Annotated in this window: 12 protein-coding genes; 5 read left to right on the top strand and 7 right to left on the bottom strand. The window is 63.7% G+C overall.

Going from position 1 to position 14,148, the window contains the following annotated elements; genetic code table 11:
* Nucleotides 1-5: 5 nt before the first annotated feature.
* The gene (locus AC3RCE_RS12995) at nucleotides 6-257 is read left to right on the top strand and encodes a GlsB/YeaQ/YmgE family stress response membrane protein (protein ID WP_218338630.1); all 252 of its coding nucleotides are present in this window, start codon (nucleotides 6-8) and stop codon (nucleotides 255-257) included.
* 74 nt (nucleotides 258-331) lie between these two features.
* On the opposite strand, the gene AC3RCE_RS12990 is transcribed toward AC3RCE_RS12995, so the two are convergent.
* The gene (locus tag AC3RCE_RS12990; protein ID WP_218338631.1) at nucleotides 332-964 is read right to left on the bottom strand and encodes an NUDIX domain-containing protein; all 633 of its coding nucleotides are present in this window, start codon (nucleotides 962-964) and stop codon (nucleotides 332-334) included.
* A complete protein-coding gene (locus tag AC3RCE_RS12985; protein ID WP_218295083.1) occupies nucleotides 961-1,371 on the bottom strand; it encodes a DUF4406 domain-containing protein in 411 nt (136 codons plus the stop codon). Before AC3RCE_RS12985 ends, AC3RCE_RS12990 begins: the two co-directional genes overlap by 4 nt.
* Before the next feature lie 63 nt (nucleotides 1,372-1,434).
* On the opposite strand from AC3RCE_RS12985, the gene AC3RCE_RS12980 reads away from it, so the two are divergent.
* The gene (locus AC3RCE_RS12980) at nucleotides 1,435-2,199 is read left to right on the top strand and encodes a DeoR/GlpR family DNA-binding transcription regulator (protein ID WP_218295084.1); all 765 of its coding nucleotides are present in this window, start codon (nucleotides 1,435-1,437) and stop codon (nucleotides 2,197-2,199) included.
* Nucleotides 2,200-2,204: 5 nt separating this feature from the next.
* Here the strand turns inward: AC3RCE_RS12980 and AC3RCE_RS12975 are convergent, their stop codons facing one another.
* Complete coding sequence (locus AC3RCE_RS12975; RefSeq protein ID WP_218295085.1) at nucleotides 2,205-3,107, bottom strand: LysR family transcriptional regulator; 903 nt, start codon at nucleotides 3,105-3,107, stop codon at nucleotides 2,205-2,207.
* 202 nt (nucleotides 3,108-3,309) lie between these two features.
* On the opposite strand from AC3RCE_RS12975, the gene AC3RCE_RS12970 reads away from it, so the two are divergent.
* Nucleotides 3,310-4,293, top strand: coding sequence for a DMT family transporter (locus tag AC3RCE_RS12970; protein WP_218295086.1), 984 nt, complete (start codon nucleotides 3,310-3,312; stop codon nucleotides 4,291-4,293).
* Between the two features lie 97 nt (nucleotides 4,294-4,390).
* On the opposite strand, the gene AC3RCE_RS12965 is transcribed toward AC3RCE_RS12970, so the two are convergent.
* Together AC3RCE_RS12965 and AC3RCE_RS12960 are read right to left on the bottom strand one after the other, a co-directional pair.
* Nucleotides 4,391-5,842 carry a sigma-54-dependent transcriptional regulator gene (locus tag AC3RCE_RS12965; protein WP_218295087.1) on the bottom strand — a complete coding sequence of 484 codons (1,452 nt, stop codon included), beginning with the start codon at nucleotides 5,840-5,842 and terminating at the stop codon, nucleotides 4,391-4,393.
* Nucleotides 5,839-7,737, bottom strand: coding sequence for a sensor histidine kinase (locus tag AC3RCE_RS12960; protein WP_218295088.1), 1,899 nt, complete (start codon nucleotides 7,735-7,737; stop codon nucleotides 5,839-5,841). Before AC3RCE_RS12960 ends, AC3RCE_RS12965 begins: the two co-directional genes overlap by 4 nt.
* 187 nt (nucleotides 7,738-7,924) lie before the next feature.
* Here AC3RCE_RS12960 and AC3RCE_RS12955 point away from each other — a divergent pair, with 187 nt between their 5' ends.
* Together AC3RCE_RS12955 and AC3RCE_RS12950 are read left to right on the top strand one after the other, a co-directional pair.
* Nucleotides 7,925-8,653 carry a DUF4166 domain-containing protein gene (locus tag AC3RCE_RS12955; RefSeq protein WP_492255345.1) on the top strand — a complete coding sequence of 243 codons (729 nt, stop codon included), beginning with the start codon at nucleotides 7,925-7,927 and terminating at the stop codon, nucleotides 8,651-8,653.
* 21 nt (nucleotides 8,654-8,674) lie between these two features.
* On the top strand, nucleotides 8,675-10,171 hold the full coding sequence (locus AC3RCE_RS12950) for a TIGR01777 family oxidoreductase (protein ID WP_492255344.1): 1,497 nt from the start codon (nucleotides 8,675-8,677) through the stop codon (nucleotides 10,169-10,171).
* Between the two features lie 151 nt (nucleotides 10,172-10,322).
* Here the strand turns inward: AC3RCE_RS12950 and AC3RCE_RS12945 are convergent, their stop codons facing one another.
* Nucleotides 10,323-12,794, bottom strand: a complete 2,472-nt coding sequence (locus AC3RCE_RS12945) for a hypothetical protein (protein WP_492255343.1) — start codon at nucleotides 12,792-12,794, stop codon at nucleotides 10,323-10,325.
* Between the two features lie 218 nt (nucleotides 12,795-13,012).
* Nucleotides 13,013-14,080, bottom strand: a complete 1,068-nt coding sequence (locus AC3RCE_RS12940) for a LacI family DNA-binding transcriptional regulator (RefSeq protein ID WP_492244947.1) — start codon at nucleotides 14,078-14,080, stop codon at nucleotides 13,013-13,015.
* Nucleotides 14,081-14,148: the final 68 nt, after the last annotated feature.

Below are 14,148 nucleotides of genomic sequence, written 5' to 3'. Positions count from 1 at the left end.
ATTGCATGCTGTCCATCCTCGGAACCATCATCGTCGGCTTCATCGTCGGGCTGATCGCGCGCGCCGTGAAACCCGGCGACGACAAGCTGGGCTTGATCATGACCACCGTGCTGGGCGTTGCCGGGTCGCTGGCGGCAAGCTATGTGGGCAGCGCCATGGGCTGGTACGCACCCGGCGCGCCCGCCGGATGGATCGCGTCGGTGGCCGGTGCCATCGTGCTGCTGGTGATCTACGGGCTGGTCAAGAAGAAGGCCTAGCCACCGCGCCCGCTGGTGCACAGGTTTGAAGAAAATCGGCCTCCAGCGCCCATGGGTAAAGCGCAAGCAGCTATCTAAACAGTAGCAAATTGCTGCTGCAGCGCCACATGCTGCAGCAGCATGATCGTCTTTCCGTCCTGGATGGCGCCCCCGGCGATGCCCGCCAGGGCCTCGGCCAGCGGCATCTCGATGACCTCGATGTCCTCGCCCTCGTTCACCAGGCCGCCTCCAGCCCGCACGCGGTCCTGCGGCTCGTACTCGGCAATGAAGAAGTGCAGCTTCTCGGTGACCGAACCCGGGCTCATGTACGCCTCGAACACCTTGCGCGGCTGGCGCACGCGGTAGCCGGTTTCCTCCTGCGCCTCGCGGCGGATGCAGGTCTCGGGGTCGTCCCCGTCAAGCAGCCCGGCGCAGGCCTCGACCAGCAATCCGTCCGCGCACCCATTGAGGAAGGCCGGCAGCCGGAACTGGCGCGTGAGCACCACCGTGCCCCTGCGCGGGTCGAACAGCAGCAGCGCCGCGCCGTTGCCCCGGTCGTAGGCCTCGCGGCTCAGCGTCTGCCACTGGCCGTCGCGCCGGCGCAGCGAAAAACTGACCTTGCGCAGCACGTACCAGTTGTCGGACAGCAGTTGCACGTCCAGCAGCTTCACGTGCTCCGCGCGGGCATTGAGCTCGGCGATGGGCACGGCGGGCACCGGGCGGCTCATGCGGCATGCCCCCGGGCGCCAGCCTGGCGCCGGGGCAGCTCATCGACGTGGTGGAACACGGGCAGCCCGCGTGCCCGGGCCCGCGCCACGTCCATGTCCGCGCCACGCGACGCGCCGGGCAGGCGCAGCACGGCATCGCAGCGCGCCAGCAGCCGCTCTGCCACGGGGTACTGGTAGGCATGGAAGACGGCATCGCCCGGCTCGCGCCCGCCCGCCGCATGGATGATGGGCAATGCCAGCCACTCGCCCAGCAGGGGCAGATGGCCGCGCTCGTAGATCGGCAGCGCGGCCGCCTCCAGGCGGGCCCGGTTGGCGGCGATGCGGTCCGCGTCGCCGTCGGTGCCAGAGAGGTACGGGCCGGCGATCAGCACCAGCAGCGGAAAGTCAGTGTCGGAAGGGGCGGGCATGGTGTTGCAATATTCAATACGTGCAATATCATGCACAAACATGCAAATTCGCGCAACCCACCCATGCTGACCACACAACGCAAGCGACTCCTGCTCGACCGCCTTCGGCGGGACGGACAGATCGTGGCCAAGGCTTTCAGCGAAGAGCTGGGCATTTCGGAAGACACCGTGCGGCGCGACCTGCGCGAACTGGCCGCCGAGGGCCTGCTGCAGCGCGTGCATGGCGGCGCCCTGCCCGCCTCGGCCGCCGTGGGCAGCCTGCGGGCCCGTGAGCAGCTGGCCCCTGAAGACAAACGCGCCCTGGGCCGTGCCGGGGCGGCCCTGGTGCGGCCTGGCCAGGTGGTGATCCTCGACGGTGGCACCACCTCGCTGCAGGTGGTGTTGCACCTGCCGCTGGCGCTGCGCGCCACCGTGGTCACGCACAGCCCCGCCGTGGCCGTGGCATTGGCCGGACACCTGCAGATCGAGGTACTGGTGCTGGGCGGCCGGCTGTTCCGCCATTCGATGGTGAACGTGGGCGCCAGCGTGGTCGAGGCCGCCGCGCAGCTGCGCGCGGACCTGTACCTGATGGGCGTGACCGGCGTGCATGCCGAAGCGGGCCTGACCACGGGCGATTTCGAGGAGGCCGCCGTGAAACGCGCCCTGCACCAGCGCGCGGCCGAAACCGTGGTGCTGGCATCCGCCGACAAGCTGGGCGCGGCATCGCCCTTCACGATTGCGCCCCTCGGCGAACTGGCGGCCCTGGTGGTGCCCGCGTCCACGCCCGCGGCACTGCGCAAGAAGCTGCAGGCGGGTGGCGTCACGGTGACCACCGCAGCCGCCGCCTGATCTGATCAGCCCAAGGGCCCCGCGCCCAGGCGCAGGTGCGCCACCAGCGCCTGGGCAAAACCCGACAGCACCGCCCCCTTGCGCACACAGATCTGCAGGTCGCGCTGCGCCCAGGGCTCGTCCATCTCCACCACCACCGGCGGCTCGCTCAGCCCCGCCACCTGCAAGGCCGCGCCGCGCGGCACCAGCCCGATGCCCACGCCCGCCCCGACCATGCGGCACACCGCCTCGAAGCTGCGCACCTGGATGCGCACGTCCAGGTGCCGGCCCAGCTCGGCGGCGGCATTCATCGTGAAGGTGTGGATGGCCGAGCCCGCGTGCAGCATGACAAACGCGTGGTCGAGCACCTCGGCGAACCCCACCTTCGCCCGCCCGGCCAGCACATGGCCCGCCGGCACGATGAGCACCAGGCGGTCCTGCCGGTACGGGGCCAGCTCCACCCCCGCGCCCGAGCCGCTGTCGGCCAGCACGCCCACCTCGATCTCGCCGCTGGCCACCGCCACCACGATGTCCGCGCTGGTGCGTTCCTCCAGGCTCACGCTCAGCTGCGGATGCCGCTTCAGGAAACCCGCCAGGTCGTCGGGCAGGAAGGTGTGCGTGGCATGCGTGTTGGCCCACAGGCTCACGTGGCCGCGGATGCCGGTGGCAAACGGCGAGAGGTTGGCATGCATCTGCTCGATGCTGGCCAGCACCTGGCGGGCATTGCGCAGCAGCGCCTCGCCCGCACGGGTGAGCACGAGGCCCCGGGTCTGGCGCTCGAAGAGCGCGGTGTTCAGCGCCTCCTCCAGGCGCCGCAGCCGGTGGCTGGCCGACGACGGCGCCAGACAGGCGCGCGCGGCGCCGCGCGTGAGGTTGCGCTCTTCGGCAATGGCGACAAAAAGGCGCAGATCGATCAGGTCATAGGTCAATGGAGGCCCCTTGGCATTCGTCCACAACGAACGGACGGTTGCGGCAATAACAATTGTGCCCGCCGCGCCCGGCAGGCACCATCGGGCGCATCGATCTTTCTGGGCCCGCCTTTGAGCCTGCATGGCGTTCGCATTTTTTACATGCCCTGACCACTTGCAGCGCGCCCTTTCCCCCCGCGCCCACACCATCTGCCCGCATCCCATGCCCTGGAAACACTGGTCCGCCGAACGCCTCGGCCTCATCCTCGCCATCCTGGCCGCGCTGGGCTTCTCCTTCAAAGCCATCTTCGTGAAGCTGGCCTATGCCGTGCCCCAGGCCGTGCCGGTGGATTCCGTCACCCTGCTGTGCCTGCGCATGGCGTTTTCCGTGCCCGTGTTCGCCTGGGTGGGCTGGCGTGCCAGCCGCAACCTGGCCCCGCTCACCCGGCGCGACTGGCTGCTGGTGATCGCGCTGGGCCTGCTGGGCTACTACGGCGCGAGCATCCTCGACTTCATCGGCCTGCAGTACATCACCGCCAGCCTGGAGCGGCTGATCCTGTTCACCTACCCCACGCTCACCATCCTGATCGGCGTGCTGTTCACGGGCAAGCGGGCATCCCGGCGCGAGATGGGGGCGCTGCTGCTGTCCTACGCGGGCATCGGCCTGGCCTTCGCGCACGACTTGCACATTGCGGGCGACACGCACGCCGTGCTCATCGGCGCGGGCTTCGTGTTCGGCTCGGCCGTGTCGTACGCGTTCTACCAGGCAGGCAGCGAGCCCGCCATCCGGCGCCTGGGCGCGGCACGCTTCACGGCGCTGGCGATGCTGGTCTCCACGGTCGCCACGCTGGCGCACTTCATCGTGTCCCAGCCCGCGGGCTCCCTGGTGCAGCCGGCCCCGGTCTACCTGCACGCGCTGGGCATGGCCATTTTCTCGACCGTGCTGCCGGTATTCATGACCTCGGCGGCCATCCGCCGCATCGGCGCAGCCCAAACCGCGCTGGTGGGCACGCTGGGCCCCATCCTCACGATCTTCTTCGGTTGCTGGCTGCTGGACGAGCCGCTGTCCTGGCCGCAGATGGCGGGGGCCGCGCTGGTGCTGGCGGGGGTTCTGCTCATCAGCAAACGCGGCGCGCCGGCGGTGCGCCAAGCGAAAGAGGGATCGACTTCGCCCGCATCCGTTGAATCCACCGTCAGACCGACCTGACCCCTCGCGGCGGTCGGCTCCTAGGGGCGGCGCGCACTTCCTTCCAGTCAGCGCCTAGGCCGCAAAGGTGCCTGTGCCTGTGGTCGCGCTCGCGGGCTTACTTCAACCCCAGCCGCGTCAGCTTCTTGATCAACCCCACCCGCGAAATCCCCAACCGCCGCGCCGCCTCAGACTGGTTGCCCGACACCGCCACCATGGTGTCGCGCACCATGCGCACTTCCAGCTCCATCAGCGCGGCGTCCAGGGGGCCGGTGCTGCCGGGCGGGGCCGGCGGATGGGTTTTGAGGTTCGCTGCGGTGTCGCTCACGTCGGGCATATCGCCGCTGGCCAGTTGCAGCAGCTCGGCATCCACCTCGCGCTGGTCGGGCATCAGCAGTGCCCCGGCGGACTCCACCACGGCTTTGAGCTCGCGCACATTGCCCGGCCACTCGCGCGCCATCAGCCACGCCAAGGCGCTGGCTGACAGGCTGGCACGGTGCGCCACGCGGTGCAAAAAGCGGGTGGCCAGCAGCGGGATGTCGGCGGGCCGCTCGGCCAGCGACGGGGTGCGCAGCACCACGCCTTTGAGGCGGTAGAACAGGTCTTCGCGGAACGTACCGTCGCGCACCATCGCTTCCAGATCGCGGTGGGTGGCCGCCACCACGCGGGTGTCGGCGCGCTTGGGCACACGGCCACCCACAGGCACAAAAGTGCCCTCTTGCAAAAAGCGCAGCAGCTTGACCTGCATGGGCGGCGGCATCTCGCCCACCTCGTCCAGAAACAGCGTTCCGCCGTGCGCGGCCTCCACCAGGCCGGGCTGGTCGCGGTAGGCGCCGGTGAAGCTGCCTTTCATGTGCCCGAAGAGCTCGCTCTCCAGCAACTCTGCCGACAAGGCACCGCAGTGGATGGCGACAAAGGCCTCGCTGCGGCGGGCGCTGCAGGCGTGCAAGGCGCGGGCCACCAGTTCTTTGCCGGTGCCCGTGGGGCCCAGCACCAGCACGCTGACGTGGGTGGGCGCCACGCGGCGCACCAGGGCGCGCAGTTGCACCGTGGCGGCCGCCTGCCCCACCATGCCCAGGTCATCCAGCGACTGCCCTGCGCGCAGGGCGGCCAGTTCGGCATCGAGCCGCGCCTTGCGCAGGCCGCGCGCCACCACAAACCGCAGCATGTCGGGGTCGATGGGCTTGGTCAGAAAGTCCCAGGCACCCAGCTCGGTGGCGCGCAGGGCCAGCGCGTGGTCGCCGTGGCCTGTCAACACCACCACCGGCACGCGTGCAAAACCCGGTATCAGTTCTAGGCCGATCTCCGGGTCCATGTGGGGGGGCATGGCCAGGTCCAGCAGCACCAGCTCGGGCTGCTGTTTGGCAAACGCGGCCAGGGCCTGGTCGCCATCGCCCGCCAGCGTCACGGTGTGGCCCAGGTTGCGCAAAAAGGCTCCGCCCAGCCGCTGAAAGGCTGCCTCGTCATCGACCAGCAGCACATGGCCGTTTTGCGGCCCGCCCACCGGCGTGGCGTCTTGCTCTGCATCCGGCGGGGTGTCGGCTGCGTTGTATGTGGTGTTGGCGGTCATGGCAGGCGTTGCGTCGTCGTCAAAGGAAAGCGCAGCGTGAAACACGTGCTCCAAGGTGGCCGCTCAGTCAGCGCCACCGACCCACCATGCGCGGCCATGATGCGGGCCACGATGGCCAGGCCCAGCCCGGTGCCGCCGGGGCTGCGCGATGCGAAGGGCTCGAACAGGCGGCTGCGGATTTCGTCCGGCACGCCGGGGCCCGCGTCGCAGATGTGCAGTAGCACGGCGGTGTCGGTGGTTTCTGCGTCGATGTGTACGGGGCTGTGCGTGGCTGCCGCTATGGCATCTGCAGCCCCATCGGGATCGGCAGCATCGGAGGCCATCGCGATGCGCGCGTTCTCCAGCAAATTGGTCAGCGCCTGGTCCACCCGCCGGGGGTCGGCCTGCAGCACCAGCGGCTGGGCCAGGCCGGCACCCAGGCTCACCTCAGGCAATCGCAGGGCTGCGTTGCGCACATGGGCGGCCAGGTCCAGCTCGCGGGGCACCAGCTTCCAGGGCTTGGCAAAGTCCAGCAGGTCGTGCGTCAGGTTGGCAATACGCGCCACCTGGTCGGCCACCTCGCGCCGCGTGTCGCTGGGCGCAGCGGCCACGGCCATCGAGATGATGTTGAGCGGGTTGCGAATGTCGTGCGCCACCGTGGCGGCCAGCGCGCCCAGCTCGGCCAGCCGCGCCTGCAACTGGCGCTCGCGTTCGCGGGCAGCAAACTGCTGGGCCTGCTCTACGCGCACCGCCGCCTCGGCCACCACCGTGCCAAACAGTTCGGCCACGTGGCGCGGGCCGGGCGGTGCGGCGTCCCAGCCCTGCAGCGTGGTTTGCCAGCCTTGCTCGCCCGGGTTGCACACCAGCTGCGGGGTGCTGCCGGGTGGAGTTGATGGCGCTGACGACGTTGAGGGTATTGTTGATGCGGACGGAGCGCCAATCTGCACCTCCACCTGCGTGCCAATGCGTGCACTCAGCAACGTTGCGGCCTGCTGCGCCAGGGCCTGGGGTGTCTCGGCCGACAGCAGCGCGCTGCGCCAGGCGCCCAGGTCGGCAATCGATACCTCGCCCCCCGGGTAGACCAGCCGCTCGGCCACGCGGCGCACCGGGCCGTTGAGCGCCAGCACACTGGCCGCCACCGCCAGGCCACCCAGCCAGCGCGACTCAAACGGCAGCAGCGGCGTGAGCGCCAGCACCACCGCCCCCAGCGCCAACAGCAGCGCCCATACCAGGGCGCGGCGTGCCCAGGCGTTGGCCACAAACACGCCATAACGCAAGATGCCGTAGACCAGAATCAACGAATACAGCGGCAGGCCCAGCAGCGGAAATGGGTAGATCGGCAAATCCAGCACCGCAATGCCGTACCCCGCCAGGCACAGCAGGCCCCACAGGCACGACGCGGTAACGGCGGCAATCTGCCGAAACTTCTGCCCATCACCCGACCGACGCGCGCGCAGCAAGGCCAGCAGCAGCACCGCCACACCGCCAATGCCCAAAATGACCCAGGCCATGCTGGCGATGGTGCCCACCGGGTCGGCCACCGCAATAAAGCCAATGTCGCGGTGCTCAATCAAGTGCCCCGGCACCAGGATGATGGAAACCACCGACGCAGTCGCGCCCAGCGCATAGGCCGCCGCAACGCCCCAGCGCCCCAGGTCCACCCGGCAAAACACGGTGCAGAAATGAAAGAACAGCGCAGAGGTAAATGGCGCCGTAGCCAGCAAGCGCATCGCCACCGGTTCGGTCTCAGGCCCCAGCCAGTTGGGCAGCTCGTTGCCCACCATCCACAGCGAAATGCCGATCAAAAAAGCCGCCAGCAACCGCGCCCCCGCCACACGGTCGGCCCAGGCCAGCAGCAGGGCTGCCAGCACCAGCGTTTCAAGCACCGAAAACCCGAGGACGGCGTGGATCAGCATGTGCAGACGGTGGTGGTGATCATGGCGTGACCTGTTCCTGGGGTTAACGGTGGGGGCTGCGCGCACTGTAAACCAAGTATGCAGGTCAGCAAGCAAATTTCAATGAAATCAAGTACTTGCAGCGGCCGTTGAGGCTGGCCCGGGTTTCGCAATAGAGAGTGCAACCGCCACTCTTACAAAGCCCGCCATGTTTGCCCTTTTCGCCCCAGCGCCCCGCCACTGCACCGCCAACCCAGCGCAGCCCAGCCCGGTACTCGACCTGCCCGCCCTGGCCGGCGCCGCAGCCTGGGCGCGCCTGCCCGCCGCCGTGCAACGCCGCTTTGGCACCGCCCACGCCGACGTGAGCTACCACGGCCACATGGACCTGCGCTGCTCGCAGATCGGCCACGTCTACGCCGCGCTGACCCGGCCCTGGGGCGGCCCGCTGACCCACATCAACACCACAGCGCTGCCCGCCACCGTGAACGTCAGCCACAACGGGCGCGGCGGCGTGGTGTGGGAGCGGCGCTTTCACACCGGCACCGAAACCGAAAACGGCACCGACAACAGCGCGGACCGCACCGTGCGGTCCACCAAGGAGTTGGGCACCGACGGCACCCTGCTGGAGCGCACCGACGGCGGCCTGGCCATGTCGCTGGACGTGCTGGAAGAAGACGGCGCGCTGGTGTTCCGCAGCCGCCGCTTCTGGTGGGTGGTGGCGGGCCTGCGCATCCCCGTGCCGACCTTGCTGACGCCCGGCACCTGCCGGGTTGCCCACACCGACCTGGGTGCAGGCCAGTTCCGCTTCACGCTGAGCATGGTGCACCCGCTGTGGGGCGAAACCTTCCACCAATCCGGCGTGTTCACCGATCCCGTCATCGATCCCATGACCGACGACTGCGCCGACCCCGCTGGCACCCATTCTTCTACCCACTGAGGCCTTCACACCATGACCGCCATGAACACCATCTTTCTGCTGCTTTCCATCCAGGCCGCCCTGGGCGCGTTTGACAACCTGTGGCACCACGAGCTCGAAGCCCGGCTGCCGCAGCGCACCTCGGCACGGTATGAACTGGCGCTGCACGCCGCGCGCGAAGCCATCTACGGCGTTGTCTTTGTCGGCCTGGCCTGGTTTGAATGGCGCGGCGCCTTTGCCGCCGTGCTGGCGGCCTTGCTGCTGATCGAAGTGGGCATCACCCTGGCCGACTTTCTGGAAGAAGACCGTACCCGGCGCCTGCCGCCGTTCGAGCGCGTGCTGCACACCGTGCTGACCATCAGCTACGGCCTCTTCCTGGGCCTGATCGGCCCGGTGCTATGGGCCTGGGTGCAGCAACCCACCGCCATGGTGCTGGCCCCGCACGGCTGGGTTTCGTGGCTGTTCACGGCCTATGCCATCGGCGTGTGGGCGTGGAGCGTGCGCAACACGCTGGCCGCCATCAAGCTCTACCGCACGGCACCGCCTGCACAACCCAGCGCCACCCTGCATGCCCGTGGCCTCCAACCCCAGCCAGCCACCCTGGTCACCGGCGCCACCGGCTTTGTGGGCAGCGCCCTGGTGGCCGACCTGGTGCGCGACGGCCAACGGGTGATCGTGTTGTCCCGCGACGCTCTGCAGGCCCGCGCAAGCTTTGGCCCCGGCGTGTGGGTGGTGGACACGCTGGATGCCATCCCGTCTGAAACGACCATCGACGCAGTGGTCAACCTGGCAGGCGCCCGCGTGCTGGGCATGCCATGGACCCAGGCGCGCAGACGCCAACTGCTGGCCAGCCGCGTCAACACCACCGTGGCAGTCGTTAGCCTGATGCGGCGCCTACAAAAGGCACCGCGCGTGCTCGTCAGCGCATCGGCCGTCGGCTTCTACGGAGCATCGCCCAACGCATCCATGGAGCCCCTGGACGAAACCGCCCCACCCCGCCCGGGCGAGTTCCAGTCTGACCTGTGCGCGGCCATCGAACACGAGGCGCGCCGCGCCGAAGCGCTGGGCGTGCGGGTGGTGCGCATGCGGTTTGGCGTGGTGCTGGGGCACGGGGGTGGTGCCTACCCGATGCAAGCATTGGCCGCCCGCCTGGGCCTGGGGGCTGTGCTGGGGCATGGTCGCCAACCTGCGCCTTGGGTTCATCTGGCTGACGCGGTGGGGCTGGTGCGATTTGCGATGGCGCACCAAACCCTGCAAGGCCCCGTCAATGCCGTGGCGCCTGAGGCGGTGACGCAGGCCACATTTGCGCATGCACTCGCAGCATCGTTTGGCCGACGCGCTTGGCTGCGCATGCCGGGGCTGCCATTGAGAACTTTGCTGGGAGAAATGTCTGACCTGCTGCTGGACGGACAGAACGCTGCTCCGCGTGCTGCGCTGACGCATGGGTACCGATTTGTGCATCCTGGGCTGAGTGGCGCGCTAACCGACCTTGCAGAGACTGAAAGCCTGCAAGCAGGATTGGCTCACGCGGAAGACTAGTAAAAACAGGCTGTAGCGCTTATTGCCTAATCATCTGTTGCTATTAATACAGTAGCGGTTAGTTGTTAGAACTAATGCGTGGCTCCCAAGATGAAAACAGGCTTATAGACGTCCAGTACCACTGCACGAGCGAGACTTACACAGGACTAATTTAGCCTCCCCTGCGCGATGTTTGTCGCTTTGCGCTCCGGAGAACTCGATTCTTCTCTCTATCGAAAGTTGCCCTGATCTTGGCAGTAAACATCTCCTCTACTGGCATTCCTAGAGAATAAATATCTCGCTCTCGAGTTTCGTCGCTTTCTAGATATTTTATAAATTCCTCGACCCGTGCGAGTCGGACTTGAACTCTACGAACGCGCTCGCCCTTGAGAAATAACAGATATTCTTCCTTGGCTGCTTCAGTTAGATAGTTACTCACCTGCTCGTCATATATTCCACAATCGGTACAAACTAGATCGAGATAGGTAAAGTCCCATGCAAGCCCCTCTACCATGTAAGTACCGTATCTTGTGATTTTTATGCTATCCACAGAACTTGAGTACTCATCCAATCGATTATTTGCCTCGATAAATCCATGCTTCAGAAGTGTGTCAGTGTTACTCTCAAAATCATCCAACATGCCAAACGTTTCCGCAAAATATGCTCTCAACTCCGCAATATCAAAATACGAAGGTGAACCTTTATCCAGACCTTTGCTCAATCTTCTGAGAATGCGTAGCGCTGTGAAGTGAGACGACAGTCGAGTTGTTCTCAGCTGAAAAATATTCGGAATCCTGCTCAGCGATTCATCGTAAAAATAGCGATCCGGGATCATTACCGGTTTAATAACTTGGTGACTCTGAAAGCTCCAATGCCCATTAGCTATCATTTCGTCAACATTTGTATACCCAGAAAGGAGAAATGCGCGAAACAAGTCGAGTGATAATCTAATATCGCCGTGCGCACATGCAGTTAAAAATCCATTCAACGGAGATGAATCATTCGAAAACTCACGAGCCAGTATGGAGAAATATGTCGAAGTAGCGTCTGAGACAGTCGAATCAAAGTCTGCAAGCAGTGGCGCTGGAAGACTGACGTCTTTTAGCAATCGAACCGAATAATCAAGTCGCTTACGAAAAACTTCTGCTGGACGCGGAGAGCTGATGTGAAATCCGGAGTTCTGATACGCATCCAAGACACCGTGTATTTTCGAGTCGTAGAAGCGCTCCTCTCGCATGGAGATGAGAACTACGCAGCCAAGGGTATTTGCGATTTCTTGAGCTAATGTAAAACAAAAATCTTGCACTTTAGAGAGATATTGATCGGTATTATCAACTACCACAATAGCGCCGCGCCCTTTTGTTTTCCAGAAAGCTACCAGCCGCTCTGCGCAATAGACACGATCAGCTTTCCATGAGCCTACCAGTGCGTTCAACTTAGTGTTATAAGCCTCCGATTTTGGATTAAGGCCGGCCAAATCCTGTTTCTCGGCAACATGAAATCTGTCCTTGAACAAATCGCTTGTCAATTCGTCCCTTGATCCTTCCAACAAGTGGTCGCAATCTAAAGCGCCTACCAACCGACTCCATGTTGTATCTCGTATGACGCCGGTATCTTCGGGAACATTCAGTAGATCAATAATGCATATTCTGGAATTTTCCAATAACCAGCGTGGCGGATTGTGATGAAGCAGGCGTTTAATAAATGTCGACTTCCCCGCACCCTTTCCGCCGAATAATACAAGTACCTCGCCTTTAATATTATTTTTTATGTTCTTCGTGAGTCGCCCGCCCAGTCGACCGCCCTTACCTGTATCATCAAGCTGCTGTACGCCATATCCCTCAAAGTACGGTGATATTGAATCATGGATCAAAGACCGCATACCATCGGTAGTGTCTTGATATTCGCGCTGAGATACATAACAACGCTCCATGAAATCACTATCTTGATCGCTTATTATTCCGAAATAGTAATTTACGGCGGGTCTGATTTTGGCAGCCAGCCAGTTTGATTTAATCGGATGAGAGTATGAATTTATCCTCTCTCTAGGATAATAAATACCACGATCTTTAGGAGTGCTCGTACTTAACGTTGCTGGCAGCGACGCATGATCAATTATTGCTGTAAAACTAAATGCATTCCGCGCTTTTGTATATTCATTTTTGAAGAAGTTGAGACTCCGCGCTACAAAAGCGTTCTGCAAGTCCCATCTTTTCCCTTTTTCGAATGTTTTGAAAAAAATCCATTCGTGACCGTTTGTAATGCATGCATACTCGCATCCTGTGTCAATGCAGTACGTTCTCACCTGAGTCATTGCACTCTTGACATGATCATCTGTCAAAAGTTTGGCTATGTTAATAAAACACGATGTCTCACCGTTCGCATGAGGAATTGGGAGTTGAAAATAAATACCCTCCTTTTTTGCTTCGACAAAGAGGAGGTGAGTCCCATCTTGCTTGGTTAGGGCATAATCTGCGAATCCGGGAGATATATATTCTTCGACTTTAACCCTATTACGGGGCCACGACAAAACGTCATGTAGAACAAAGTCTATTATTCTGTGTCGAGTCTCGGCTTCGTTGCCCGAGCGGTCTTTAGTCTCTTCAATGAGATTTGACAAATCACTTAGCGTGTCACGTGCCACTCTTAACTCCCTTTTAGATCGGTGAAAGTCTACGCTGCAGGCAACCAGAGCACAACGAAAGAACGCCTTCGCATTGATCAATCGGCGCAATGCACCTACTTCAACTTCGGAACATGCACCGCGACCGAAGACGGTTGGCCGAAAAGTGAGCATCATCAGAATCTGCGCCTTTGATCTACAAAAATTGGCTGCAAACGAGCCCGGGATGCGCCGATTACTTAAGGCAAATTCTCCCGAAATATCACCTGGCTCCGCGTAGTCTCCACCCCGCTCGTCGGCTCCCTCCCATCCCGCAGATTCGCAAATATCCGCACGCAGTTCATCACCGCACCCTGCGGGTTCTGGGTAATCACCGCATCCATCGTCCCGTCAATCAGCAGCGCCCGCGTATCCGGCGTGAGGCCGTGGCCGATGAACACGATCTTGCGGTCTGCGCCCGCCTCTTTCAGCGCACGGCCGATGCCTTCGGCCCCGCCGCCGATGTTGTAGATGCCCGCCAGGTCATCGTGCTGCTCCAGCAGCGCGCGGGCCTGGCGGTAGTTGCGTTCGGCGTCGTCTTGGCCTTCGCGCACACCCACCACCTGCACCAGGGGGAACTGCTCTTCAAACAGGTGCAAAAAGCCCGCCTCGCGCTCCTCGTGGGCGCGGTAGCGAAGTGATCCAACAATCATTGCCACATGCGCCTTGCGGCTGTGGGCCAGCGGGCCCATGAAGCGGGCGATCAGGTAGGCGGCGGTGCGGCCGGCGGCGCGGTTGTCCAGGCCCACGTAGGCCACGCGGCGCGAGTTGGATAAATCCGAGATCAGCGTGACGGTGGGCACGCCCTGCTCTGCCAGCTGGGCCACGGCCTCGCGCACCACGGGGTGCTCTAGCGCCATGAAGGCGATGCCGTCGCAGCGCTTGCCGTAGTGCAGCAGTGCTTTTGCCAGCGCATCGGGGTTGAAGCTTTCGATATACGCCGCCTGGCAGCGCACGTTGAACGGCGCCCAGTGGTCTTGCGCGTAGCCGATCACGTCGCCCAGCATTTGCAGAAAGCGGTTGCTGCCCTCGGGGATCAACACCATCAGGCGCAGGGGCTGGGGTTGCAGCGCTGCGTGCAGCTCGGCCTGCGGCAGGTAGCCCAGGGTGGCAGCGGCCTGCAGCACCCGCTGCGCGGTGGCGTTGCGCACGCCCGAGCGCTGGTTCAGCACCCTATCGACCGTGGCGGTGGAGACGCCGGACAGCTGGGCGATGTCGGGGATGCGCGGGCTGCGGGGACTGCTGGGGTTGGGCGGGGTTTGGGCCATGTGCGATTCAATCAAAAACCATCATCCAGATTGCTGGTATTTGATGGATTCTGCGGATACTATCACTC

The organism is Acidovorax sp. GW823-FHT05D11, assembly GCF_058795695.1.
Note: the sequence above shows the minus strand (reverse complement) of the source record. Positions and strands in the feature narration are given on the sequence as shown.